The sequence below is a fragment of the Paenibacillus sonchi genome, from assembly GCF_016772475.1.
In the GTDB taxonomy this organism is placed as follows: domain Bacteria; phylum Bacillota; class Bacilli; order Paenibacillales; family Paenibacillaceae; genus Paenibacillus_AQ; species Paenibacillus_AQ sonchi.
The window spans coordinates 7,399,215-7,423,837 of sequence record NZ_CP068595.1 but is presented as its reverse complement, the minus strand read 5'-3'; the positions used below and the strand labels follow the sequence as shown (position 1 = coordinate 7,423,837).

Genomic DNA, 24,623 nt, shown 5'->3' with positions numbered 1-24,623 from the left:
AGAATACGATATGTGATGTTGCGAAAGCGTTATTTAATAACCGTATGCGAATTTTTATAATTAAAGTGAATTCAAAAAACATCATCAGGGGGTTCTACATGAACATGAAAACGAGAGTGCTGACCACAGCACTTACTGCAACGCTGCTAACGACAGGGATACTGGGTTGCAGTAATACTAATAATCAGGGCAGCGGCGAAAATAAAAAGGCGAACACGCAAACAAAAACACTAAATGTCGTGAATGGAAAAATTGAACCGGCAGCGTCGTTTACCACCGTTATGGGAGTAAATCCGGGCTTTAAATATAGAGAAGGAGAATCTGTTACGGACAATGTGTTCACACGCTGGGCCGAGGACAAGTTTGGCGTACAGATTAAAACTTTATGGACAGGCGGCGCTACGGATGGTTCGTATAATACGAAATTGAAACTCATGCTCTCTGCGAACGACGAATTGCCAGATATCGTAATGTCGGGCAGTCCCGCTAACACCAATCTTCTCATCGATTCGGGCAAGTTCATGGAAGTGGAAGAAGTGTTCGAGAAATATGCCTCTCCAACTTGGAAAAGTGCGTTAGCCGATATAAAGGATCCCTGGTTATCGGTCACTCGAGACGGCAAAAAAATGGCGATTCCAGGAACTTCTACAGATTATGGGCAAGCAAACAACGTTTTATGGATCCGTCAGGACTGGCTGGACAAGCTCAAGTTGAAAGCACCTACTACAATTGAAGAGTTGGAGACGGTCATGGATGCCTTCGTCAATCAGGATCCAGACGGTAATGGGCAGAAGGATACGTTTGCCCTGGATTTTGCCATGAAGGATAAGATGACTGGCAGCACCCTTGGAGACGGATCCTGGATCTTTGGACTTTACGGGGCCATGCCGGAAAGATGGTATCCAGGAGAAGACGGCAAGCTTCAAAATGGTTCAATTCTACCGGGGGTCAAGCAGGGCTTAATGAAGATGAAAGAGTGGAAGGATAAAGGGTATTTTGCGAGCGATATTGCGTTACATGACCCCAATACAATTGTCACCGCGGTCACATCCAATAAGGTTGGGATTGTCGCAGCGCCTTCTTTCTTCATCCAATATCCGGGTTCCATGCTGCTCGCGACCAACCCTACGGCGATGTTCAAACCCTATCCGCTGCCTCATGGGGTCAATGGCCCAGCTTTGCACACCTATTTTACGATATCCGGCGGGACCGTGATCAATAAAGATATTTCGGATGAAGCGCTTCAAGCCTACTTTCATTATATGAACTCGATGTATGCTGTCTACGAATCCGATAATCCGCTTGAATATTTCAAAGGATTTCAGGAGGGCTACCAATATGTTGTCAAAGATGGAAAGATTGTAACCGATGAGAAAGAGATTCCCGGTGGAAAGATTAATTCGAACGATTATATTTTTGGAAGCATGCCGGATGTTGCCTCGAAGATGAAGGAAATAACATTAAAAGTGGCAAAGAAAGAAGAACTCACAGAGAAAGATCGTGCCTTTATGCAAGCTCTTGGGATTGCAGACGACACCAATCCATTACAAAGAATCGTGTACGATGCGATGCTTATTTCCATGGATGAAGAATCCTCGCGCGTAAGGGAGCATTACATGGGTCCGCTAACGTCGACCATGTCGGCCCGAAACGAGCTGCTGCAAAAAATGCAGATGGAGACATATTCAAAAATTATTTACGGCGAAGCTGCTGTGGATACGTTTGATCAATTTGTGGAGAAGTGGAAGTCTTCGGGCGGTGATACCATTACAAAAGAAGTCAATGAATGGTACGATTCCGTCAAATAACCTATTATTGATCAGCGGTCTTGATGTGGATTCACGCATCAAGATCGCTCTTTTTTGGAGCCGGCCTCCATAATTATAATATTTAGAATGCGTTATTGGTATTTGCATTGCTTTATATCAAGCCGAAATGCCCATCACTATAATAAAAAATAGATTACAAGAATCAGGTGGGAGGATTTAGACAATGGGCATGAATACTGCTGTACCTGCTGTACCGGCAAAAAAAAAGAAATTCACTAGACAAAAAGGTAGCTGGGGATTATACCTTATGCTCCTGCCCGCTGTGGTACTGACCGCAATCTTTGTCTATGTACCCATGAGCGGCCTGTTAATGGCCTTTCAGGATTATAAGCCCTCTCTGGGGATTTCCAAATCTCCCTGGGTCGGACTAGACCAATTCAAGTTTTTATTTGAATATCCCGACAGCATGCAGGTCATTTGGAACACGCTGGAAATTTCGTTTCTCAAATTAGCCATTGGCATGTTCAGTACCCTTGCGTTTGCGCTGCTGATCAATGAGGTGAAACACAAATTTCTGCGCACCTCGGTTCAAACCTTTGTGTTTCTGCCTCACTTCATTTCCTGGGTGGTGCTCGGCGGTATCTTCATCCAGCTGTTGAATCCGGAATATGGCTTAGTGAACCAGCTGCTGAAAGCCTTGGGTCACGAGCCCGTGTTCTTTCTGGGCAGCAACCACTGGTTTGTGCCAATCGTGCTCTTTACGGATGCATGGAAAGAATTCGGTTACGGGTCCATCATTTATCTGGCGGCCCTGGTGGGCATTAATCCGGCTCTCTATGAAGCTGCTCAGCTTGACGGAGCGAACAAACTGAAACAAATGTTGAATATTACCCTTCCCAGCCTGATCCCCACTATCTGTGTCATGCTGACGATCTCCCTGGGCGGTGTGCTCAATGCAGGCTTTGACCAAATCTTCAACTTGTACAATCCGCTGGTCTATGAGAGCGGCGATATCATTGATACCTTCGTGTTCCGTATCGGTTTGATCGGCGGGAATTTCAGTTTCGGTACAGCGATCGGATTGTTCAAGTCTGTAGTGGGCCTGATCCTGATTCTAGGCGGATACCGGCTCGCCTACAAAGTTGCAGGTTATAAGATTTTCTAAGGAGTGGACCTATGCGTAGAACAGCCAAATTCAGTACATTTCAACTCATCAACAATATCATCATGGTCATGCTGGCCGTGATCTGCATCCTGCCGTTTCTTCATGTTTTGTCTGTATCCTTAAGTTCCAGTGCAGCCGTATCTGCCAATAAAGTAACCTTTTGGCCGATTGGGTTGAATCTGAACTCCTACAGCAGGGCGCTGGAAGATACCCAATTGCTTCGTTCCCTCTGGATTTCGGTGGAACGGACCTTGTTAAGTGTAACGTTGGGGCTGACGGTGACCAGTATGGCAGCTTATGTACTGTCCAAAGGCGGAGGACAGAAAGGGATTGCGGGCTACAAATGGTTTGTCGGATTTTTTATTGTAGCCATGCTTTTCAACGGAGGGATGATTCCGACGTATCTGGTGGTGACCAAAATGGGTCTGTATAACACCATATGGGCGCTGATCCTGCCGACGATGATCAATGTATTTAATATCATCCTGATTATGAATTTTTTCAAGGCATTACCGCAGGAGCTGGAAGAAGCAGCATTTATAGATGGTGCCGGGCACTGGAAAGTGTATCTGAGAGTGATGTTACCCTTGTCGCTGCCGGTCATGGCAACAGTAGGGCTGTTCACGGTGGTAGGAGAATGGAATGAATGGTTGGCGGGTCAAATCTATATGAAGCCGGAAAACGCCCCGCTGAGTACGTTCTTGAAGGCCGCTATATCGATGCCAAATATTGATATCAAGAATGCAGAAGCCGCAGCGAAATTCAATGCATTGTCCCTGAATTCTGCCCAAATCTTCATCGGAGCTTTGCCGATCTTGCTGATCTATCCCTTCCTCCAAAAATTCTTTGCGAAAGGTATAGTGATTGGGGCAGTGAAGGAGTAGGACGACAAGCCTGATAAAAATACAGTTATTCAAAGAAGAAGAATGATCGCACCATAGATTGGGGCTTGCACTTGATGGCCTGAAGCTGGAAGCGTGTGTTATTGAAATTGTGAACGAACTGACCAAGCTCTGATAGGAGGATGAAAGAGATGAGTGAGACAAACTTTGACTTGCAACTCTACGCTGCGAAAGCGCGGCAAGCCGTAGCAGAAGGTGTTGTACTGCTTAAAAATGACTGCAATGTTTTGCCGCTTGCACCAGGGGGAAAAGTCGCGCTGTTTGGCCGATCACAGTTTAACTATTACAAAAGCGGTACCGGTTCCGGGGGATGGTCAATACCAAATACGTTGTTGGCATTGCAGAGGCTTTGGAAAGTAAAGAAGGCTATGAGATCAATCAGACGGTAAAGCAGTTTTATCTCGATTGGGTGAAAGAGCATCCGTTTGAGAAAGGTGCGGGTTGGGGTAAGGAACCGTGGTTCCAAGAAGAAATGCTGCTTGATGCTGATCTGGTTATGCAAGCGGCTAAGGAGTCAGAAACGGCAATCGTCTTGCTTGGTCGCACAGCCGGGGAAGATCAGGATAACAAGCCGGAAGCCGGTAGCTATTTACTGACAGAAGCCGAGAAAGCTATGTTGGAAATGGTATGCAATGGATTTGAACGGACCGTGGTGCTGCTGAATGTGGGCAACATCATAGATATGAAGTGGGTGGAGAAATATAAACCTTCTGCTGTGATGTATGTCTGGCAAGGTGGACAGGAAGGCGGAAACGGTGTTCTCGATGTATTGACTGGAAGGGTAAGTCCGAGCGGGAGAATGACGGACACCATAGCAAGGGACATTGAGGATTATCCGTCCACGGCTAATCATGGGGGATCAAAACGCAATTTTTACCAGGAAGATATCTATGTTGGATACCGCTACTTTGAGACTTTTGCCAAAGACCGTGTCTTGTATCCATTTGGCTTCGGCCTGTCCTACACCACATTTGAAACACGGACAGAACGGATAGAGCAATTGAACGACAGTGTCCAGATTAATGTTACAGTCACCAATACCGGAAACAGACCGGGGAAACAGGTCATCCAGGTCTACTGTCAAGCTCCGCAAGGCAAGCTGGGTAAGTCAGCCCGCGTACTCGCCGGCTTTGCGAAAACCAAAGAGCTGCTTCCGGGCGTGAAACAATCCGTTGAAATTGAAATTCCCCATAAAGCAATAGCGTCCTATGATGATTCAGGAATCACGGGCTGTAAATCGGCTTGGGTATTGGAGGCTGGAAGCTACATCTTCCATGTGGGGGATCATGTGAGGGAGGCGAAATCTTGCGGCAGCATTGCCATAGACAAGCTTCAGGTACTGGAGCAGTTACAAGAGGCCATGGCACCGGTTGCTGCATTTGAGCGAATGCGCTGTGCCCCTGACGGTAGTCTGATCTATGAACCGGTTCCATTACGGACCATAGAACCGAAGGCGCGCCGCGAGGAAACTCTTCCAGAAGAAATCCCTTATACTGGTGACAAAGGATATAAGCTGACAGATGTGAAATCGAGCATAGTCAGCATGGAGGATTATATTGCTCAACTTTCGGATGAAGATTTATGCTGTATTGTGCGCGGCGAAGGCATGAGCAGTCCAAAGGTTACACCGGGCACAGCCGGTGCATTCGGCGGTGTTACAAAGAGGCTGGAAGCTTTCGGAATCCCCGTTGCCTGCTCAGCAGATGGTCCGAGCGGTATTCGAATGGACTGTGGCAATTTAGCATTTTCCATGCCCAATGGAACCTGCCTGGGCTGTACTTTTAACGAAGAATTGCTGAAAGAACTGTATATGTACGAAGGTTTGGAACTGCGGAAAAACCATGTAGACACTTTGCTTGGACCGGGAATGAACATCCACCGTAATCCTCTGAATGGCCGGAATTTTGAATATTTTAGTGAGGACCCGTTCCTGACAGGCCGGATGGTGGTTGCCCAACTGCATGGTATGAATCCATATGATGTGACGGGCACCATCAAACATTTTGCGTGCAACAGCCAGGAGGCCCATCGTAACACAGTAGAGGCAGTAGTTTCGGAACGGGCCCTGCGGGAGATTTATCTGCGCGGGTTTGAAATGGCGGTCAAAGAGGGCAATGCGATTTCGGTTATGACCTCGTATAACCCGATCAATGGCTATTGGTCTGCCAGCAACTATGATCTTACAACCACAATTCTGCGGGGAGAGTGGGGCTTCAGAGGGATTGTAATGACCGATTGGTGGGCAATGGGAAATGACGAAGGAGAAGAAGGCAGTGTCCAGAATGTGGCAGCAATGATAAGGGCACAGAATGACTTGTTCATGGTAGTGAGCGACTCCGAGCAGAACGCCAGAGGGGATAACTCCGCAGAAGCTATGCAAAAGGGAACGGTAACACGCGGTGAATATCAGCGCTCAGCAATGAATATTTGTCGCTATTTGATGGGAACAACAGCCTTTAACCGGATGCAGGGATTGGAAACAGAGCTGGACAAGGCATTGACTGCATACCGGAAAGAGGAAGGCGATGTAGTCCTGGAGATGATTTCGGTTCCTGTGGAGAAGGAGGCTATTGTGCCAGGGGAGATATTTGATACCTCAAGAGGACAGAGTACGTATCTTCGAGCTATCTTGCAGGAGCGTGGACTTTATCGAGTGGAGTTGACTTGCCGCGCGGCGGCCGGGAACAGTCAACTTGCCCAAATCCCTGTGAGCATCTTTCATGATAATGACATCCTTCTAACCCTTACGTTGACAGGAGAGGATACGGAATGGAAAACTATATCCTTTGATATCCAGCAGCCAATATTACAAAAAACTGTACATTTCAGGTTGGTCTTTGGTCAAAGCGGAATGGAAGTGAAGGGGTTCAAGATCATTATGACAAGTTCTTTGGAAGAACGTATTCTCCAAGCAATGGCAGCCCCAGGCAGTCAGCTTCAGTAAATGGTGTATCCTAGCCAAAAAGGCTCCCGGTAATTGTTGAAAATTACCAGGGAGCCTTTTCGCGCGTAATTGATCAATAAGTATAAGCTTAACGATTCCGGTAGTCCTGCGGCGTCGTGCCAAAATGTTCTTTGAAAATTTTAATGAAATGGGGGGTGGCCTGAAAGCCCAGCTGATCGCTGATTTCAGCTATTTTTAAGTCGGTATTTCGCAGGAGATGTATGGCTCTTTCCATTCGAAATTGAAAAATATAATCACCAATCGTTTCATTCATAACCGTCTTGTAAATTTTGGAGAGATAAACAGGATGCAGCCCCACATGGTCGGCAATGATTTGCAGTGAAATCCCCTCGGACAAATGTTCATGAATAAACGTCCGGACTTTAGCGGCAATCTGCTGTTGCGCATTCTCCATTTGAGTCGACGTCTTAGCTTTTAGTGCTGCTATAATTTTACTGGCCCAGTCATAGATTCGTTGTCTTGAAAGATGTCCCTTCTTGCGGAGCAACAAATCGAATTCTGGTCCCATCTGATCATATAGACTGGACCCATTGGGTTGGAAACACATCGTGAATGAGGATGAGAGATATAGCAGCACCGTAAATAATTGATCCTGTGAAAGATCGTGAGATTGTTCGTCTGCATTGCCGCCGACAACGAGCAATTCATCGATCTTGGCAATCGCCTCGTCCCAGTTGCCTGAGTCCAGCAGCGTTGAAAGTGCAGGCGGAGCATATAATTTTTTGATGATGGAGCTCTGAGGCTGCTCACTTTTTTCATTAATGGTCAGGAAGAAGCTTTTATTATTTCCGATATTCCGGTTAATGGCGTTGATTGCAGCCAGATATAAGTTTTGCAGGTCGCCAGGAAACTTGGCGATATTGCTTAGGCAGATTGAGAGTGAGCCTTTCAGGAATTTTTGGACATGATTCTGCAGCTTTACTGCGAACGAATCCACCAAATGCAAAGCGTCTTGCTGGTTGCCTTTGATGAGAAAAACTAAATATCCCTGCTCGGTGACACAATGCCATAAACTGAACAGTTTTTGGAACACTTCATCAGCAATGTTTGTTACGGCATATTCAAGGAGCGATAAGGATTGAAGGTCGTACCCTGAGAAGTCCTCCTCCATGCGAACAACCATCATCATGTAGGGGTCATCGAACCGGAAGGGAACGCCTACCAGAGCAAGTCTCTCTTCCAAAACCTCATGGCGGATGATCTTGTTCTTGAGCAGGTCGTTAAGCAGCTGTGACCGCAGTAGCGGGAGATTAGCCTCCAGCGTTTGCTTAATGCGCTGGAAGGATATCACTTCCTTCCACTCCTCTTCCACCTGCTGAATCGCTTTCTTAACAGAGTTAATTAACTCTGTATAATCGATTGGCTTCAGCAAGTAATCCAGTGTCTGATAAGCCATGGCTTTCCTGGCATATTCAAACTCGTCATGGCCCGAAAGAATGATACAGCGGATTTTGCGCGAATAATGCTGTATCACTTCGATCAATTCCAATCCGGACATTTCAGGCATCTGAATGTCAGTGATCATAATGTCTATCGAATGCTTGGCCGCAATGAGCAGTGCTTCTTGAGCCGAGTATGCACAATGAACCTCTTCTATTCCATAATCCTTCCATTGCACAGTCATTGCCAGACTGTCTACGACCGAGGTTTCGTCGTCAACGATAAGCAGTTGGTACATAATTTGATTCCTCCGGTTGGTTGCTGATCTCCCATTTCTGCTTGAGGTAACCCCATTATATGAATCTGTTGGCCGGCTTGCAATGTCTATAGATTGGAATTCAGCCGCATATTAGAAATGAGATATATATGTTTGGATTCCTTTATATCAACGCGTAAATACAGGAACCTATAATTAAGCTGTGAGGTAAGTATAGATTTGTCAGCATATGACTAAAATCTGATATCAAGAAAGGATCCAAATCATCTATGCAAACATCAATTAAACCGGGGCAAATCTGGCTGGATACGGAAGGCAAACGAATTCAAGCTCACGCAGGTTCCATCTTCTACGAGAATGATACTTTCTATTGGTACGGTGAGAACAAGGGGAAGACAACTCCGGGCAGCGGAATCTGGCACTGGGGAGTCCGTTGTTATTCGTCCAAGGACCTTTACAATTGGCAAGATGAGGGGTGATTATTCCCCCTGTGGAAAATGATCCTGCTTCTTCGCTTCATCCAACCAGTTATATGGACCGTCCACACATTATTTTCAACAAGAATACCGGGAAGTATATTTGCTTCCTGAAAATAATGGAAAAGGATAGCACCCAAACCCTGACCATAATGTCCGCAGATCGATTGCTGGGGCCCTATACTATGATTACAACCAAGTACCGCCCGTTAAATATGAGCGCCGGTGATTTCGACCTGGCGGTTGCACGGGACGGGAAAGCGTATTATTACTTCGAAAGGGTTCACAGTGAATTGATTTGTGCAGATTTGACCGCAGATTATACGGGTGTAACGGGATATTATTCAACTCATTTCCCAAATCTTTATCCGCCTTACGTCCGCGAAGCACCGGCATATTTTACAAGAAAAAACCTGCATTATTTGGTGACCTCTGGTACGACAAGTTACAATCCGAATCCATCAGAAGTTGCATGTTCACGGACCTTCCACGGCCCATTTGAAATTCTGGGTAATCCGCATGTGAATGATCCTACGAATACCTCCTTCTGTTCCCAGGTATCTTCGATATTCAAGCATCCGAAGAAAAAAGATCTTTATATTGCTTTGGCTGATCGTTGGATTACCGATGAAGAAGGAATGGTTACGTATGACATTCTTTCGGACGCTTATGACCGGTACTTCAATCCGGACCGTCAGGATGAACCTGTTACGTTCACCGCTTCCACTTTTAATGTGAATGAGAATACACATAAAGCGGATTATGTATGGCTGCCCTTCCGGTTCGACGGGAAGATGGCCTACCTAGACTGGAAAGACGAGTGGCGCATCGAAGACTATGATTAATCCTGGAGCGGAGGAGGAACATGTATGAAACGTGATATCCGAAAAGTGATGGCTCTTTTATCGGAAGCAAATGTTAAAGAGCAGGAACTGCCTTTCTCCGTTGAGAAACGGGATATTGAAATTCCGTTCATTTCAAAAGACGGCACCGTATGCCGGCGTTATATCCGTATCTATCTACCGGAACCGGCACCTGAACCAAAGCCGCTGGTGTTCATCGCGCATTACGAAATGCCCGAGAATGACGCCACGTTGAACCTTTATTTGATGAACGGCTGGGCTGTATCGACACCGATTGATTTTAAGCCAGAGTATAACGGAAGCCTGGTGGACGACGACCTGATATTCAATAGCGCCGCATTATCAGCAGTCAGGAAGCAGCCTGGCATCGACCGGACGCGTATCGTAGTCAGCGGCGGAAGCGCCGGCGGCTATATGACGCAGATGTTGTCTGTTCTGCATCTTGGAATCTGCTGCTCCATTTCCTTCAGTGGTATTACAAATATATTGTTTAACATGAAGTATCTTCAGTCAGCAAACAATCATAACAAGGATGTTCTGGAAACGCTAACTGAAGAGGAACGAAAAGACTTCATCCGCTGCCTGGAAGTGATTCCTGTGCCTATAGTTGGTGCCATTTTCGGACAGTTTGCTCCAATTCTGGCAAAGATCGAGGAGAATCCCAATAGTGAGATTTGGAACGCTATGTCTCCATCCTTCATGGCAGGATGTTTTACCGATCCGATATTATTTTCTCATTTTACCTCTGACTTATTGGTACCCGTTGATCAATTGACAAAACGATTTACATATGCTGATCTGGACGAGTCCCTTCCCGAGGGATTCCGTATCCGTATGTCGGAGTTTCCGCTTCAAGAAAAGGTGCAGCGATCAATGGCTGAAATGCTTCCTGCAGATGATTTATTTGAGCATCTCTGTCCGGCACCGCAAACATCAGGTGAAAATTTCAAGCTCTCCTTCGATAGAACCAAACGTTTCAACATCGTTGTATTCGATGAAGGCAATGCCGAAGCAGAAGGGGGACATTTCAAAAAAATGGATCTCGGGCCCATTGACGCCACTGATTACATACATGCACAGCTTCAGAGGTCGTCCAGGGAAACAAACTGGCTGACCGTCGGGAAGTTGGCGCTCATGGCTGAGCGGTATGCGGGGAAAGGATTCCTGATTCCCGGGAAGGCTGGCATCGATGATATCGTCTATGGATCGGTTGCTATGAACCGTCAGGAGGTTCTTGAGGAGCTGTCAGAGTTTGGCGAACACAATCGTGAGGAATTAGTCGATACATTCTGTGCAGCAATGGCTGCAAAACCGGAACTTGCGGATGTACTGGATGAGATCCAAGGCCGGCTATTAATCTAATAAGGAGCGCTGTCATATGGTTGAAAATGACGAAGAGTTAAGAGAATATTTTCCCGAGCAATTCCCGGTATTAGAGGGGGAGCCGGAAGCCGGACAATGGTACAGGCTCCCGGTTCCCGGAGCAATTAGTGCAGATGGCTTGCCTTACTGGGGGTTCCTGCGGAAAGGAACAGAGCCGGGCCTTATCGTTTATTTCTCCGGTGGAGGTGTATCACTGAATGCATATATGGCGGCACGTCCCAATAAGTTAAATGAGACATCGGAGACATTTTATTTTGACGGCAAAGCGTTGCCGTACATCGATGCATTCGCAACGCGAGGCATCTTTGACCCTACCCAAGATAATCCGTTCCGGAACTGGAGCTGCATCTTGGTAAGCTATACGACAGGTGACTTCCATGTGGGGAATGGCGACTACCCTTATACAGCAATAGACGGTTCACCTGCTGTGCTGCATCATCATGGCTATCGGAACTATCGGGGGCTTATGGATAAAGCTCAAGAATTTATATCCTCACCAACGAAACTGCTGATCACCGGCGGCAGTGCAGGCGCTTTCGGTGCTTCGGCTTTAGCTGCGGATGTCATGGATTATTTCCCGGAGTGCCGGGATGTGACCTGCTGCCCGGATAGCTCTTTGATGCTCTATAACGATTGGCAGGCAGTTGCTCAGCATGTCTGGCAGGCAAATGAACGGATATGGAATCCGCTGCACAGTCCAAATATTTGCCTTGACTGGCTGCGAGCCCTCTACACTGAGAAGGGTGACAGTGTTCGGTATCTCTATATATGCTCCATTAGGGATAGTGCGCTGGCCACGTACCAACATTTTATTGATCACGGTACTATGGAGCTTACGAGGGAACAGAGTCTGCAATTCGAAAAGGATCTTAGGGATATGACCGATGTGATGAAGGCCGAAATCCCCGGCATTGGAATATTCCTGCTGGATACCCCCGAAACGGGGCTTGATTCGGAGCTCCTAGGTACACAGCATACCTTCCTTCACACCCCCGAGTTTTTCCAGCCCGTCAAAGATGGCGTCAGTCTACGGGAATGGTTGTGGAATGCCCTAAATGGAACCGTTTCTAGTATAGAGCTGTAACGTTGAAAGGACCAAAACTTTAAAGGAGCGAAAGCTAATGTTTGATAATGTAGAAGAGTATAAAAAATTTCTCCAAGAGCATCAATTACCTGTGTTAGAGGGAGTGCCAGACCCAGGTCAGTGGTATAGAGTCCCGGTTCCCGGAGCTATTTGTGCAGGGGGTTCGCCTTACTGGGGCTACATGCGTAAAGGAACGGAGCCGGGGCTTATCGTCTTCTTTGTGGGGGGAGGCGTATCATTGAATGCTTATACGGCCGCACGGCCAACTCGGTTAGGTGCGCAAGAAGAGAATTTTTATGTTGATGATAAGGCATTGCAATTTAACGATTTGGCATTTAATCGCGGAATCTTTGATGACACACCGGATAATCCTTTTAGGAACTGGAGTTTCATCTTCGTCAGCTACGCTACAGGAGATTTTCATGTGGGAAATGGCGATTATCATTATACAGCAAAAGACGGCTCCCCTGCGGTGCTGCACCATCATGGGTACTCCAACTACAGCGGGCTTATGGAGCAAGCGACGAAACATCTATCTACACCGACAAAACTGTTGATTACGGGGACAAGTGGCGGTGCTTTCGGCGCTGCAGCCTTAACTTCGGATGTCATGAGTTATTTTCCGGAGTGCCGTGATGTAACCTGCTGCCCTGATAGCGCTTTGTTACTTAATGACGAGTGGAAGACAATAGCACAGAACATCTGGCAGGTGAGCGAACGGATATGGGAGCCGCTCCAGGGTCCAAATATCTGCCTTGACTGGATGCGTACCCTCTATGCCGAGAAGGGGAATGACGTTCGATATCTTTATATCAACTCCATTAGAGATACTGCTTTTGCCATGTATCAACACTATATTGATCAGGGCACCTTAGAAGTGAAGCGGGAACAGTGTCTGCAATTCGAGAAGGATCTCAAGGAGATGGTCGATGCCTTGAAGTCCGAAATTCCCGGCATCGGCATCTTCCTATTCGATAACCCGATTGGGGAGATGTACTCGGAATCTATGGGTACAACGCATACCCTAATTCACGACCCCGAATTTTATCGTCCGGTCAAACATGGCACTAGCCTTCGGGATTGGCTGTGGAGTGCCGTGAATGGAAATGTGTATGATGCAGGTCTGGACCTACTTGAAGGTTAGATGTGAATAATTTCTATTGAAATGGATAAAATAGAACCTTTATGGCTGACGTTGACGATAGACGACGTCAGCTTTTTGTTGTTTATTCAAAGTCTCAATTAAGTTTAAAATGAGATATTGCCAGTGTTAATAAAGAGATTCAATTTAGTATCCAGGATTACGCAGGTGTGGATATTGGCAAGCTAATATCAGGGGAGGAAGATTCAGCACAGTTGACAAGTTACAGTTAGCATTTTTCGAATTGTGGTTTGGATTGAGATATCGAATGTTGCTTATCCGTTATTTCATGGCCGGGAATATGTTTCTATAATGAAAGCGTAATCAAAAAATATTTGGGGGTTTGAATGAATATGAAATCAAAATGGTTAGCTACCGTTCTTTCTGTTGGGTTACTCACTACTGCGCTAATCGGTTGTAGCAATGGAAATAACAGCGACGGGGCCGAGAAGGGTGAGGCAACACCAGAGGCAACGAAGAAGCTGAATATCGTGAATGGCAAGATCGAACCGGCAGCGTCGTTTACCACCGTTATGGGAGTAAATCCGGGCTTTAAATATAGAGAAGGGGAATCCGTTACGGACAATGTATTCACCCGCTGGGCCGAGGACAAATTTGGCGTACAGATTAAAACTTTATGGACAGGCGGCGGTACGGATGGTTCGTATGATACGAAATTGAAACTCATGCTCTCTGCGAACGACGAATTGCCAGATATCGTGATGTCGGGCAGTCCCGCTAACACCAATCTTCTCATCGATTCGGGCAAGTTCATGGAAGTGGAAGAAGTGTTCGAGAAATATGCCTCTCCAACTTGGAAAAGTGCGTTAGCCGATATAAAGGATCCCTGGTTATCGGTCACTCGAGACGGTAAAAAGATGGCGATTCCAGGAACTTCTACAGATTACGGGCAAGCAAACAACGTTTTATGGATCCGTCAGGACTGGCTGGACAAGCTCAAGTTGAAAGCACCTACTACAATAGAAGAGCTGGAAACGGTCATGGATGCCTTCGTCAATCAGGATCCCGACGGTAATGGGCAGAAAGATACGTTTGCCCTGGATTTTGCCATGAAGGATAAGATGACTGGCAACCTCCTTGGAGACGGAGCCTGGATCTTTGGACTTTACGGGGCCATGCCGGAAAGATGGTATCCAGGAGAAGACGGCAAGCTTCAAAATGGTTCAATTCTACCGGGGGTCAAGCAGGGCTTAATGAAGATGAAAGAGTGGAAGGATAAAGGGTATTTTGCGAGCGATATTGCGTTACATGACCCCAATACAATTGTCACCGCGGTCACATCCAATAAGGTTGGGATTGTCGCAGCGCCTTCTTTCTTCATCCAATATCCGGGTTCCATGCTGCTCGCGACCAACCCTACGGCGATGTTCAAACCCTATCCGTTGCCTAATGGGGTCAATGGCCCAGCTTTGCACACCTATTTTACGATATCCGGCGGGACCGTGATCAATAAAGATATTTCGGATGAAGCGCTTCAAGCCTACTTTCATTATATGAACTCGATGTATGCTGTCTACGAATCCGATAATCCGCTTGAATATTTCAAAGGATTTCAGGAGGGCTACCAATATGTTGTCAAAGATGGAAAGATTGTAACCGATGAGAAAGAGATTCCCGGTGGAAAAATTAATTCGAACGATTACATTTTTGGAAGCATGCCGGATGTTGCCTCAAAGATGAAGGAAATAACATTAAAAGTGGCAAAGAAAGAAGAACTCACCGAGAAAGATCGTGCCTTTATGCAAGCTCTTGGGATTGCAGACGACACCAATCCATTACAAAGAATCGTGTACGATGCGATGCTTATTTCCATGGATGAAGAATCCTCGCGCGTAAAGGAACATTACATGGGTCCGGTAACGTCAACCATGTCGTCCAGAAATGAGCTGCTGCAAAAAATGCAAATGGAGACATTCTCGAAGATCATCTATGGACAGTCTCCGGTGGATGCGTTTGATCAATTTGTAGAGAAATGGAAGTCTTCGGGCGGCGATACCATTACTAAAGAAGTCAATGAATGGTACGATTCCGTCAAATAACCTATTATTGATCAGCGGTCTTGATGTGGATTCACGCATCAAGACCGCTCTTTTTGGACGCCGGCCTCCATAATTATAATATTTAGAATGCGTTATTGGTATTTGCATTGCTTTATATCAAGCCGAAATGCCCATCACTATAATGAAAATAGATTACAAGAATCAGGTGGGAGGATTTAGACAATGGGCATGAATATTGCTGTACCTGCTGTACCGGCAAAAAAAAAGAAATTTACTAGACAAAAAGGTAGCTGGGGATTATACCTTATGCTCCTGCCCGCTGTGGTACTGACCGCAATCTTTGTCTATGTACCCATGAGCGGCCTGTTAATGGCCTTTCAGGATTATAAGCCCTCTCTGGGGATTTCCAAATCTCCCTGGGTCGGACTAGACCAATTCAAGTTTTTATTTGAATATCCCGACAGCATGCAGGTCATTTGGAACACGCTGAAAATTTCGTTTCTCAAATTAGCCATTGGCATGTTCAGTACCCTTGCGTTTGCGCTGCTGATCAATGAGGTGAAACACAAATTTCTGCGCACCTCGGTTCAAACCTTTGTGTTTCTGCCTCACTTCATTTCCTGGGTGGTGCTCGGCGGTATCTTCATTCAGCTGTTGAATCCGGAATATGGCTTAGTGAACCAACTGCTGAAAGCCTTGGGTCACGAGCCCGTGTTCTTTCTGGGCAGCAACCACTGGTTTGTGCCAATCGTGCTCTTTACGGATGCATGGAAAGAATTCGGTTACGGGTCCATCATTTATCTGGCGGCCCTGGTGGGCATTAATCCGGCTCTATATGAAGCCGCTCAGCTTGACGGAGCGAACAAACTGAAACAAATGTTGAATATTACCCTTCCCAGCCTGATCCCCACTATCTGTGTCATGCTGACGATCTCCCTGGGCGGTGTGCTCAATGCAGGCTTTGACCAAATCTTCAACTTGTACAATCCGCTGGTCTATGAGAGCGGCGATATCATTGATACCTTCGTGTTCCGTATCGGTTTGATCGGCGGGAATTTCAGTTTCGGTACAGCGATCGGATTGTTCAAGTCTGTAGTGGGCCTGATCCTGATTCTAGGCGGATACCGGCTCGCCTACAAAGTTGCAGATTATAAGATTTTCTAAGGAGTGGACCTATGCGTAGAACAGCCCAATTCAGTACATTTCAACTCATCAACAATATCATCATGGTCATGCTGGCCGTGATCTGCATCCTGCCGTTTCTTCATGTTTTGTCTGTATCCTTAAGTTCCAGTGCAGCTGTTTCTGCCAATAAAGTAACCTTTTGGCCGATTGGGTTGAATTTGAACTCCTACAGCAGGGCGCTGGAAGATACCCAATTGCTTCGTTCCCTCTGGATTTCGGTGGAACGGACCTTGTTAAGTGTAACGTTGGGGCTGACGGTGACCAGTATGGCAGCTTATGTACTGTCCAAAGGCGGAGGACAGAAAGGGATTGCGGGCTACAAGTGGTTTGTCGGATTTTTTATTGTAGCCATGCTTTTCAACGGAGGGATGATTCCGACGTATCTGGTGGTGACCAAAATGGGTCTGTATAACACCATATGGGCGCTGATCCTGCCGACGATGATCAATGTATTTAATATCATCCTGATTATGAATTTTTTCAAGGCATTACCGCAGGAGCTGGAAGAAGCAGCATTTATAGATGGTGCCGGGCACTGGAAAGTGTATCTGAGAGTGATGTTGCCCTTGTCGCTGCCGGTCATGGCAACAGTAGGACTGTTCACAGTGGTAGGAGAATGGAATGAATGGTTGGCGGGTCAAATCTATATGAAGCCGGAAAACGCCCCGATGAGTACGTTCCTGAAGGCCGCTATATCGATGCCAAATATTGATATCAAGAATGCAGAAGCCGCAGCGAAATTCAATGCATTGTCCCTGAATTCTGCCCAAATCTTCATCGGAGCTTTGCCGATCTTGCTGATCTATCCCTTCCTCCAAAAATTCTTTGCGAAAGGTATAGTGATTGGGGCAGTGAAGGAGTAGGACGACAAGCCTGATCAGGAATGGGAGGTCAAGATTCATATGAAGAAAAAAATGAAAGCAGCATTATCTATTCTTGCTCTAATGGATGCTACGGAAACGGACGTGTTGTCTTTATTTATAAAGAATCTGAAAAGATCAATATACATGTAACTCAGTGGCGTGAAAACAACGGCTGATGAAAGGACGGAGATTAATTTGCTTCATATATATGACCTAAGGACTGAATATCTTTGTAATCCATTGGGACTTGACGAGCCGCGGCCGCGGTTCTCGTGGAAACTGAACAGTGACAAGATTGGAGTGATACAGTCCAATTACCAGCTTATTGCTTATTCTAACGGAGAGGTAATTTGGAATAGCGGAATAGTTACCGGCAGTGAAAGTCAGTTCATCCGCTATGATGGAGCAGAATTGGTAAGCAGACAACAAGTGAACTGGAATTTATCTGTGACAACAGTCGATGAAACTGGTATCCAAGAAACCGCTCATAGTGAATTTGCACGATTCGAGATGGGATTGCTTCATCCGGCGGACTGGCAGGCGAAATGGATTGAACCTGAATCAGAGATTGATATCGAGGATAGGAAGCCGGCACCGTATTTGCGAAGAACGCTTGAAGTGAAGCCTGGACTTAAGCAGGCGCGTATTTACCAGACAGCACATGGGCTTTATGAGTTTTGGATCAATGGACATACCGGTACGGAGGATAAATTTAAGCCTGGACTGACAAGCTATTATGCCAGAATTCAGATTCAGGCGTACGACATCACTAAGCTGCTGAAGGAAGGTTCAAATGCCTGGGCGGTCATGCTTGGCGATGGCTGGTGGCGGGGAATGACCGGCGGAACCGTTAAGAATAACTTTGGCTATAAGCTGCACTATTTTGGACAGATCGAATTAACCTATGAAAACGGTGAAAGGGAAGTAATAGGTACAGATGAGCGCTTTAAATACGCTACGGGGGGCATGCTGGCTTCCGATATGCTCATGGGCGACATTTTTGACGCTAGAAAGGAATTTGTGGATTGGAAATTGGCCGTGTTCGATGACAATTCATGGATGAACGTGCACTGTACAACCGAGCATGCAGATGTCCGATTAATTGCCAGCAGCAGTGTCCCGGTCAGAGAAAAAGAGCAGTTCACTGCACAGCCGTTCCGGGATGCAGCGGGACAGCTGGTACTTGATTTTGGCCAAAATATTGCCGGATATGTAAAAATGAAGCTGAAAAACTGCAAAGCGGGCCAGAAAATAAGATTAGTCCATGGGGAAGATCTCAAGGACGGGTGTTTTTCGCTCGACAACATTAAGCATGGCGTCCTGCAGTCCTCTGAATTCCAGGAAGTGATTTATTATTGTTCCGGAAATGCTGAAGAGGAATACTGTCCGTTATTTTCTATTTTCGGTTTCCGGTATGTTCTTGTGGAGGGCTACAATGAAGACATCAACGAAGGAGACTTTACGGCAATCGCCGTTTATTCCGATATGGAAGAGACAGGCAGCTTTATTTGCTCCAACCTGCTAATTAACAAGCTCGTACTGAATAGCTTCTGGAGTCAGAAAGGGAATTTCATGGATGTCCCGGTGGATTGCCCGACCCGTGAGCGGAATGCCTGGACTGGTGATGCCCAGATTTATGTACGGACCGCTGCTGATTTTATGAATGTATATTCCTTCTTTGAAAAATGGCTTAAAGATCTATCGCTGGAGCAATATGCGAGTGGAAAAGTCGGCATCACTTTCCCTTCTACCAGTAGTGTTCACAATCCGGTGGAACTGGAACGGAACATAAAGGACAACCCTTTATGGGCGTTAGCCGGTCCTAGCGGAAATGGCAGCATAGGTGAGGACAGTGCCGGCTGGGGAGACGCAGCGGTGTGGATTCCTTACATGATTTATCTATGTTATGGTGACAAACAAATTCTCGTTAATCAATATGAAACAGCCAGAAAATGGGTCGATTATATGCTTGCCTGTGCAAAAGAGCATAATCCGCTGTATGAGCAGGAATCGCAGTATCTAAATTATGAAGAAGGAGAATTAGATGCTGATTATATTTTTGACACAAAGATGCACTTCGGAGAATGGCTGGAGCCTATCACGAAAGAAGATACCGGGGAATCTGTAGCAGAAGCAATCATACGGATGAGAACACATGGCAATCCACGCGTAGCAACTGCTTATATGTGCCGTTCCGCCGAAAATGTGGCGCATATGGCGCAGATCTTGGGCAATCAAGAGGACTGTACGAAATACAAGAAGATCGCGGACAAAATCCGTAAAGTTTATGATAGGTACTTGATCGGAGATGACGGGGTTATCGAACCAGGCCATCAGGCGGCTTATGTTCGGGTACTTGCTATGGATCTCTGTTCAGAAGAAAAGCGCGAGAGTGTTGTAAAGCAGCTCCTAAAGGAAATAGAAAATAATAACTATCGTCTGAATACCGGCTTTCTATCCACGCCTTTTTTACTTCATGTACTGGTGGATTACGGATACTCAGAGATTGCTTTCCGGATTTTAGAGCAAACTGAGAATCCAAGCTGGCTGCATGCAGTCCTGCTCGGCAGCACGACCATTCTTGAAAACTGGGACGGGATGGATCGGCATCATGGTTCTTATAATCATTATAGCTATGGTGCTGTCTGCGACTTTTTATTCAGTAGGGTGGCAGGAATTACTCCATTGTTCGAGGCGCCTGGGTATCGGGAGTTTGAGCTTCGACCAATTATTGGCGGCACGCTAACACACGCCGAAGCCAGTTATGAATGCCCTTATGGAACCATTCGTTCCAGGTGGAAAAAAACGAAAAATGGTTTGATCTATGAATGCAGTGTGCCTGTAAATACAAGAGCTAGGGTGTATTTGCCGGACGGACAATGCATTTCCGTAGGAAGCGGCGACTACCGTTTTTCAGTAGGTGCTTAATATATTTCACATCTTTCGGAGGAACCCAATTGAAGAAAAATTATGAAAATGAAATTCAAACCTTACTGACGAAGATGACTATTGAAGAGAAGGTAGGTCAACTGCAACAGTGCGGGCCTTCTTTGGTAGGAGCATTTGACGTAAGCTTTGAAGAATTGGTAAACATGGTATACGACGGGAGAATCAGTAAAGCCGACTTCCAAAATATGATGAGTACTGCGAAACAGGACTTTCATGAGGAAGACTTGAAAGCAGGGAGAATCGGTTCTTACAATGGACTAAACGATGCGAAAACGGCGAATGATTTGCAGAAAATAGCGGTAACGGAAACCCGTTTGGGAATCCCTCTTTTATTTGGATACGATGTCATTCATGGTTATCGCACTGTTACGCCTATCCCGCTGGCGGAAAGCTGTGCATGGGAGCCAGAGCTTTGGGAAAGAACAGCAAGAATTGCGGCCGAAGAAGCAACTGCTGGTGGCGTTCATATGACTTTTGCTCCAATGGTGGATGTATCCAGAGATGCCAGATGGGGCCGAGTGAGTGAAGGTGCAGGAGAAGATGTTTTGCTGTCTTCCAAGTATGGTGCTGCTAAGGTTAAGGGATTCCAGGGGGATGATTTGACCAAGGAAGATGCCATGGCGGCTTGTATTAAACATTTTGCCGGTTACGGAGCGGCAGAAGCCGGGAAAGATTACAACCGTGTAGATATGTCAATCCAGCGATTATTTGAAGAGTATCTGCCACCGTTCGAAGCCTGTGTCAGAGCCGGGGCAAGAGCGGTTATGCCTGCTTTTAATGATATTAACGGAATCCCGTGCACAGTGAATTCATGGCTGCTTACAGATGTACTTCGTAAACAATGGGGATTTGATGGTATGACCATCAGCGATGCGAATGCCATCGCTGAATGTGTAACCCATGGAATTGCCGTGGATACTGCAGATGCTGCCAAGCAAGCGATCGAAGCCGGGCTTGATATGGATATGACCTCGAATGCGTACAGCGATTCGCTAGTCGAACTGATTACTAACGGTACTGTGGATGAACAAGTTCTGGACAGAGCTGTTGCTGACGTATTGCGGGTTAAGTTTGAATTGGGATTATTTGAACATCCGTACCGCACTACCGAAGAACGCGAGAAAGTTGCAATGTTGAAGCCAGCTTACCGTGCCCTGGCAAGAGAAGCGGCCGAGAAATCCATCGTTCTGCTGAAAAATGAAGGAAATTTGCTGCCTTTAAAAACTGGAGTACGGCTGGGAATTGCCGGTGAACTGGCCAATAACCGAGGAGAAATGACAGGAGCCTGGGCGATCAAAGCTGACGGAGAAGACTGTGTAAGCCTTGTCGATGCTTGTAAGGCTCAAGGGATTGACTATATTTTTATGCCTGAAGGTACAATGGTTCCTGAAGATTGCGATGTTTATATCGCTGCCATTGGAGAATCCAAAAATCTGAGTGGAGAAGCAGCCAGTCGTGCATCTATCGAGCTACCTCAAGAACAGATAAATTTATTAAAGAAATTAGTAGAGACAGGAAAACCGGTGATTGCCGTTCTGTTTAATGGACGGCCCCTAGCAATGCCATGGGTAGCAGATAATGTACATGCAATTGTAGAGGCATGGCATCCGGGGTAGAAGCGGGGAATGCCATTCTAAATATACTGTTCGGGAAAGTAAACCCATCCGCTAAATTAACCACTACCTTCCCTTATGCTAGCGGGCAATGTCCAGTTTATTATGCACATATAAATACGGGCCGACCAGGTGGAAAAAGCAAATTCACTTCAAAATATCTAGATACACCGCTGGAGCCGCTTTATCCCTTCGGGTATGGCTTAAGTTATTCCAAATTCGCATATTCTGATCTGCAGGTGAGTAAGGAGCAGGAAGGGATCAGGGTGTCCGTTAAGGTAAGGAATACCGGAGATCGTGAAGGGAATGAGATTATCCAGTGTTATATCCGCGATATCGTGGCGAAGCGGGTCCGACCGGTAAAGCAGCTGGTTGATTTTGCGAAGATTCCATTGCAGGCAGGAGTGGAAAGCGAAGTCGTCTTTAAAGTGCCCTATCAGGCAATGGGCTACTATGACATGAGTATGAATTATGTTATTGAAGAAGGAGAATTTGAAGTTTTTGTGGGAGGGAATTCAGTAGATTGCCTGTCAAGTAAGTTCTGGCTATAAAGCGGTGAATTGTCAAGATAAAGAAACGCCCAGCGGTATTAGTCCTTCCTGGTGGAGGTTAGAAGCGGAACCCGTGGCCTTGTCCCAACTATTCCTGAGGACTATGTAAAAGCTGTAAAATCCGCCTTTTTTAAAGGACGGTACCGTTTCTACTTGATTAATAAAACAAGCAAATAGTCTGACGCCGCCACATTGAGCGGCGTCAGATTTTTGTTTAGACAGTTTGAAGCTAAACGGAATCACTGATTTTAAAACCCGGAAGCTACTGGCAGATTACCTCAAAGCTGATAACAGTCGTTAATCCGCTTGAAGTGTATCAAAAACAGACTAAAGTAAGAAGGGTTGTCCTATGAGCTCAATCAAATTTCAAAGCGCTTCAGAGGTACAATGGAATAAGGCACTGCGTGTTCAAAATGCAGGCAGCTCTATTCCAGAGCAGTACAATCTTACCATGCCATACAGCATTTTCAGCATGTATTGTGACTTAAGCAATGAGGATGCGGCTTTAATTGTGAATACAGTAATACCCGGGCAACATTATCTTCGCTCTTTATCCAAAAAAGAACTTCAGTCCCACTATAATCGGCGGACAATCCATAATCACGATTACTTTGAATTCATGTATGTGATCAGCGGTGAAGTACTAAATTACATTGAAGATACCTGTTGCAGTTATGGCAGTGGCGATGTGTGTTTGCTCGGGCTTAATACCAGACATGTCGAAGAATTTTCAACGGATTTCAACGCGGTGTATTTTTGTATTTCGCACGATTACATTAGGGAGGTCATTCTAAACGATTTACTGTATACGGAGAGCAACAAGCCTGTTAATCATACCAACATGGTTTATGAGTTCATATCGGATAGCTTGAACAAAAGGGATCAACACCGCAAAGAGTATTTAAACTTTTTCATGAATGATACGAGATCCAACTCTGGTTTCACGGACAGGATGCAGCGCTTAATCAACGAGTTAATCATGGAAATATTAAGCCAGAAACCGGGATGGTCCTATATGGTGAAAGGTCTGTTCTCCCGGATGTTCTTCCTGCTGGAAGATATGACTTTATACAATACCAAACGCGTGGGCCTTTCCTCCAATCCTGAAGATCTTCTGTTTATGCGTATATCCTATCTGCTTGAAGAGCGAAAAGGCCATATCTCGCGAGGCGAGCTGGGGAGCCTGCTAAATTATAACCCTGACTATCTCAACCGTATTGTCAAAAAAAATACCGGAGCAAGCATACTTGAATATGGTCAAACTTTCAGCTTGAAGGAGGCGGAAGCTCTGCTGATTCACAGCACCGACAGTATTTCCGACATTGTACACAAGCTCGGCTTCTCTAACCGCTCCCATTTTTACCGGATATTCAAAGCGAAGCATGGTTATACGCCGAAAGAATATAGAGAAAAGTACTGCGGCCCAGATATACAATAGCAAATGGCTTGGCAAAGGAGCAAACCTATGGAATTTCAGGAACGGACAAAGTATGCCTTAGCCACTGCAGTTAAGGAATTAATGAAGACTACACCGTTGGACAAAATAACGGTGAGTGAAATCGTTGCCCATTGCGGAACAACGCGGCAAACCCTTTATCGTAATTTTAAAGATAAATATGATCTGGTAAACTGGTACTTTGATAAAATTGTGCAAAAGACGATCAGACAAATGGGGCTAAGCCTCACTATTGAGGAAGGACTGATTAAGAAGCTGAAGTTGATGAAAGAGGACTGTTATTTTTTCATCTCTGCTTTTTCATCCTCCGATTACAACAGTTTGCTGCGTTATGATTATGAGTGCATCTATCACTTTTTCAGGGAGATAATCCGGAAAAGAGGAACGGTGACGGAGGATATAGATATGCTGCTCCAATACTATTGCCGCTCAGCACTGGATATGACCGGAGACTGGGTACTTCATGGAATGAGACAATCCCCAGAATATATGGCTTCGCTGTTAATCGACTTAATGCCGCAAAAAATATATCTGTGCCTGTATCCTCTAGCTGATACAGAAAGCTTTTGAGTTTACATAT

At 45.9% G+C, this 24,623-nt stretch carries 18 protein-coding genes and 1 pseudogene; 18 read left to right on the top strand and 1 reads right to left on the bottom strand.

What is annotated here, in order from left to right; genetic code table 11:
• Positions 1-98 precede the first annotated feature (98 nt).
• The 5 genes from JI735_RS33380 to JI735_RS33365 all read left to right on the top strand — a co-directional run bounded on the left by JI735_RS33380 (position 99) and on the right by JI735_RS33365 (position 6,780).
• Positions 99-1,808, top strand: a complete 1,710-nt coding sequence (locus JI735_RS33380; RefSeq protein WP_202676872.1) for a type 2 periplasmic-binding domain-containing protein — start codon at positions 99-101, stop codon at positions 1,806-1,808.
• Positions 1,809-1,992: 184 nt separating this feature from the next.
• Positions 1,993-2,934 (top strand): ABC transporter permease, encoded by a 942-nt coding sequence (locus tag JI735_RS33375; RefSeq protein WP_202676870.1) that lies wholly within the window; start codon positions 1,993-1,995, stop codon positions 2,932-2,934.
• Positions 2,935-2,945: 11 nt separating this feature from the next.
• Entirely contained in the window at positions 2,946-3,818 is an 873-nt protein-coding gene (locus JI735_RS33370) for a carbohydrate ABC transporter permease (protein WP_179264730.1), read from the top strand.
• A gap of 149 nt (positions 3,819-3,967) precedes the next feature.
• A complete protein-coding gene (locus tag JI735_RS36685; protein ID WP_233476189.1) occupies positions 3,968-4,225 on the top strand; it encodes a glycoside hydrolase family 3 C-terminal domain-containing protein in 258 nt (85 codons plus the stop codon).
• Positions 4,147-6,780, top strand: a complete 2,634-nt coding sequence (locus JI735_RS33365) for a glycoside hydrolase family 3 protein (protein ID WP_233476188.1) — start codon at positions 4,147-4,149, stop codon at positions 6,778-6,780. Before JI735_RS36685 ends, JI735_RS33365 begins: the two co-directional genes overlap by 79 nt.
• 88 nt (positions 6,781-6,868) lie before the next feature.
• Here JI735_RS33365 and JI735_RS33360 read toward each other — a convergent pair whose 3' ends face one another.
• Positions 6,869-8,479, bottom strand: a complete 1,611-nt coding sequence (locus JI735_RS33360; RefSeq protein ID WP_039833056.1) for a response regulator — start codon at positions 8,477-8,479, stop codon at positions 6,869-6,871.
• Between the two features lie 248 nt (positions 8,480-8,727).
• Here JI735_RS33360 and JI735_RS36680 point away from each other — a divergent pair, with 248 nt between their 5' ends.
• The 13 genes and pseudogenes from JI735_RS36680 (at position 8,728) to JI735_RS33300 (ending at position 24,613) form a co-directional block, all read left to right on the top strand.
• Complete coding sequence (locus JI735_RS36680) at positions 8,728-8,937, top strand: hypothetical protein (RefSeq protein ID WP_233476187.1); 210 nt, start codon at positions 8,728-8,730, stop codon at positions 8,935-8,937.
• Between the two features lie 53 nt (positions 8,938-8,990).
• Positions 8,991-9,779 carry a family 43 glycosylhydrolase gene (locus tag JI735_RS33355; RefSeq protein WP_325175564.1) on the top strand — a complete coding sequence of 263 codons (789 nt, stop codon included), beginning with the start codon at positions 8,991-8,993 and terminating at the stop codon, positions 9,777-9,779.
• Positions 9,780-9,803: 24 nt separating this feature from the next.
• Positions 9,804-11,159 (top strand): alpha/beta hydrolase family protein, encoded by a 1,356-nt coding sequence (locus JI735_RS33350; RefSeq protein ID WP_039833058.1) that lies wholly within the window; start codon positions 9,804-9,806, stop codon positions 11,157-11,159.
• Between the two features lie 16 nt (positions 11,160-11,175).
• Positions 11,176-12,264 (top strand): pectin acetylesterase-family hydrolase, encoded by a 1,089-nt coding sequence (locus JI735_RS33345; protein ID WP_051051505.1) that lies wholly within the window; start codon positions 11,176-11,178, stop codon positions 12,262-12,264.
• Positions 12,265-12,301: 37 nt separating this feature from the next.
• The gene (locus JI735_RS33340) at positions 12,302-13,408 is read left to right on the top strand and encodes a pectin acetylesterase-family hydrolase (RefSeq protein ID WP_051051506.1); all 1,107 of its coding nucleotides are present in this window, start codon (positions 12,302-12,304) and stop codon (positions 13,406-13,408) included.
• Between the two features lie 344 nt (positions 13,409-13,752).
• Positions 13,753-15,465, top strand: coding sequence for a type 2 periplasmic-binding domain-containing protein (locus JI735_RS33335; protein WP_202676869.1), 1,713 nt, complete (start codon positions 13,753-13,755; stop codon positions 15,463-15,465).
• Between the two features lie 183 nt (positions 15,466-15,648).
• Positions 15,649-16,590 (top strand): ABC transporter permease, encoded by a 942-nt coding sequence (locus JI735_RS33330; RefSeq protein ID WP_202676866.1) that lies wholly within the window; start codon positions 15,649-15,651, stop codon positions 16,588-16,590.
• Between the two features lie 11 nt (positions 16,591-16,601).
• A complete protein-coding gene (locus JI735_RS33325) occupies positions 16,602-17,474 on the top strand; it encodes a carbohydrate ABC transporter permease (protein WP_202676865.1) in 873 nt (290 codons plus the stop codon).
• 159 nt (positions 17,475-17,633) lie between these two features.
• The gene (locus JI735_RS33320) at positions 17,634-20,402 is read left to right on the top strand and encodes a family 78 glycoside hydrolase catalytic domain (protein ID WP_459213569.1); all 2,769 of its coding nucleotides are present in this window, start codon (positions 17,634-17,636) and stop codon (positions 20,400-20,402) included.
• Positions 20,354-22,188 (top strand): annotated as a pseudogene (locus JI735_RS33315) (glycoside hydrolase family 3 N-terminal domain-containing protein); the annotation flags it as partial. The gene JI735_RS33320 and the pseudogene JI735_RS33315, both read left to right, overlap by 49 nt.
• An 87-nt stretch (positions 22,189-22,275) precedes the next feature.
• On the top strand, positions 22,276-22,587 hold the full coding sequence (locus JI735_RS38055; protein WP_411830150.1) for a fibronectin type III-like domain-contianing protein: 312 nt from the start codon (positions 22,276-22,278) through the stop codon (positions 22,585-22,587).
• 349 nt (positions 22,588-22,936) lie between these two features.
• Positions 22,937-24,025, top strand: a complete 1,089-nt coding sequence (locus JI735_RS33305; RefSeq protein WP_051051619.1) for an AraC family transcriptional regulator — start codon at positions 22,937-22,939, stop codon at positions 24,023-24,025.
• A gap of 27 nt (positions 24,026-24,052) precedes the next feature.
• Positions 24,053-24,613, top strand: a complete 561-nt coding sequence (locus tag JI735_RS33300) for a TetR/AcrR family transcriptional regulator C-terminal domain-containing protein (RefSeq protein ID WP_051051618.1) — start codon at positions 24,053-24,055, stop codon at positions 24,611-24,613.
• Positions 24,614-24,623 lie beyond the last annotated feature (10 nt).

What these genes read in the sequence shown, in the direction of transcription:
- JI735_RS33380 (WP_202676872.1), top strand. Translation starts at nt 99, where the DNA reads ATGAACATGAAAACGAGAGTGCTGACCACAGCACTTACTGCAACGCTG.
- JI735_RS33375 (WP_202676870.1), top strand. Translation starts at nt 1,993, where the DNA reads ATGGGCATGAATACTGCTGTACCTGCTGTACCGGCAAAAAAAAAGAAA.
- JI735_RS33370 (WP_179264730.1), top strand. Translation starts at nt 2,946, where the DNA reads ATGCGTAGAACAGCCAAATTCAGTACATTTCAACTCATCAACAATATC.
- JI735_RS36685 (WP_233476189.1), top strand. Translation starts at nt 3,968, where the DNA reads ATGAGTGAGACAAACTTTGACTTGCAACTCTACGCTGCGAAAGCGCGG.
- JI735_RS33365 (WP_233476188.1), top strand. Translation starts at nt 4,147, where the DNA reads ATGGTCAATACCAAATACGTTGTTGGCATTGCAGAGGCTTTGGAAAGT.
- JI735_RS33360 (WP_039833056.1), bottom strand. Translation starts at nt 8,479, where the DNA reads ATGTACCAACTGCTTATCGTTGACGACGAAACCTCGGTCGTAGACAGT.
- JI735_RS36680 (WP_233476187.1), top strand. Translation starts at nt 8,728, where the DNA reads ATGCAAACATCAATTAAACCGGGGCAAATCTGGCTGGATACGGAAGGC.
- JI735_RS33355 (WP_325175564.1), top strand. Translation starts at nt 8,991, where the DNA reads ATGGACCGTCCACACATTATTTTCAACAAGAATACCGGGAAGTATATT.
- JI735_RS33350 (WP_039833058.1), top strand. Translation starts at nt 9,804, where the DNA reads ATGAAACGTGATATCCGAAAAGTGATGGCTCTTTTATCGGAAGCAAAT.
- JI735_RS33345 (WP_051051505.1), top strand. Translation starts at nt 11,176, where the DNA reads ATGGTTGAAAATGACGAAGAGTTAAGAGAATATTTTCCCGAGCAATTC.
- JI735_RS33340 (WP_051051506.1), top strand. Translation starts at nt 12,302, where the DNA reads ATGTTTGATAATGTAGAAGAGTATAAAAAATTTCTCCAAGAGCATCAA.
- JI735_RS33335 (WP_202676869.1), top strand. Translation starts at nt 13,753, where the DNA reads ATGAATATGAAATCAAAATGGTTAGCTACCGTTCTTTCTGTTGGGTTA.
- JI735_RS33330 (WP_202676866.1), top strand. Translation starts at nt 15,649, where the DNA reads ATGGGCATGAATATTGCTGTACCTGCTGTACCGGCAAAAAAAAAGAAA.
- JI735_RS33325 (WP_202676865.1), top strand. Translation starts at nt 16,602, where the DNA reads ATGCGTAGAACAGCCCAATTCAGTACATTTCAACTCATCAACAATATC.
- JI735_RS33305 (WP_051051619.1), top strand. Translation starts at nt 22,937, where the DNA reads ATGAGCTCAATCAAATTTCAAAGCGCTTCAGAGGTACAATGGAATAAG.
- JI735_RS33300 (WP_051051618.1), top strand. Translation starts at nt 24,053, where the DNA reads ATGGAATTTCAGGAACGGACAAAGTATGCCTTAGCCACTGCAGTTAAG.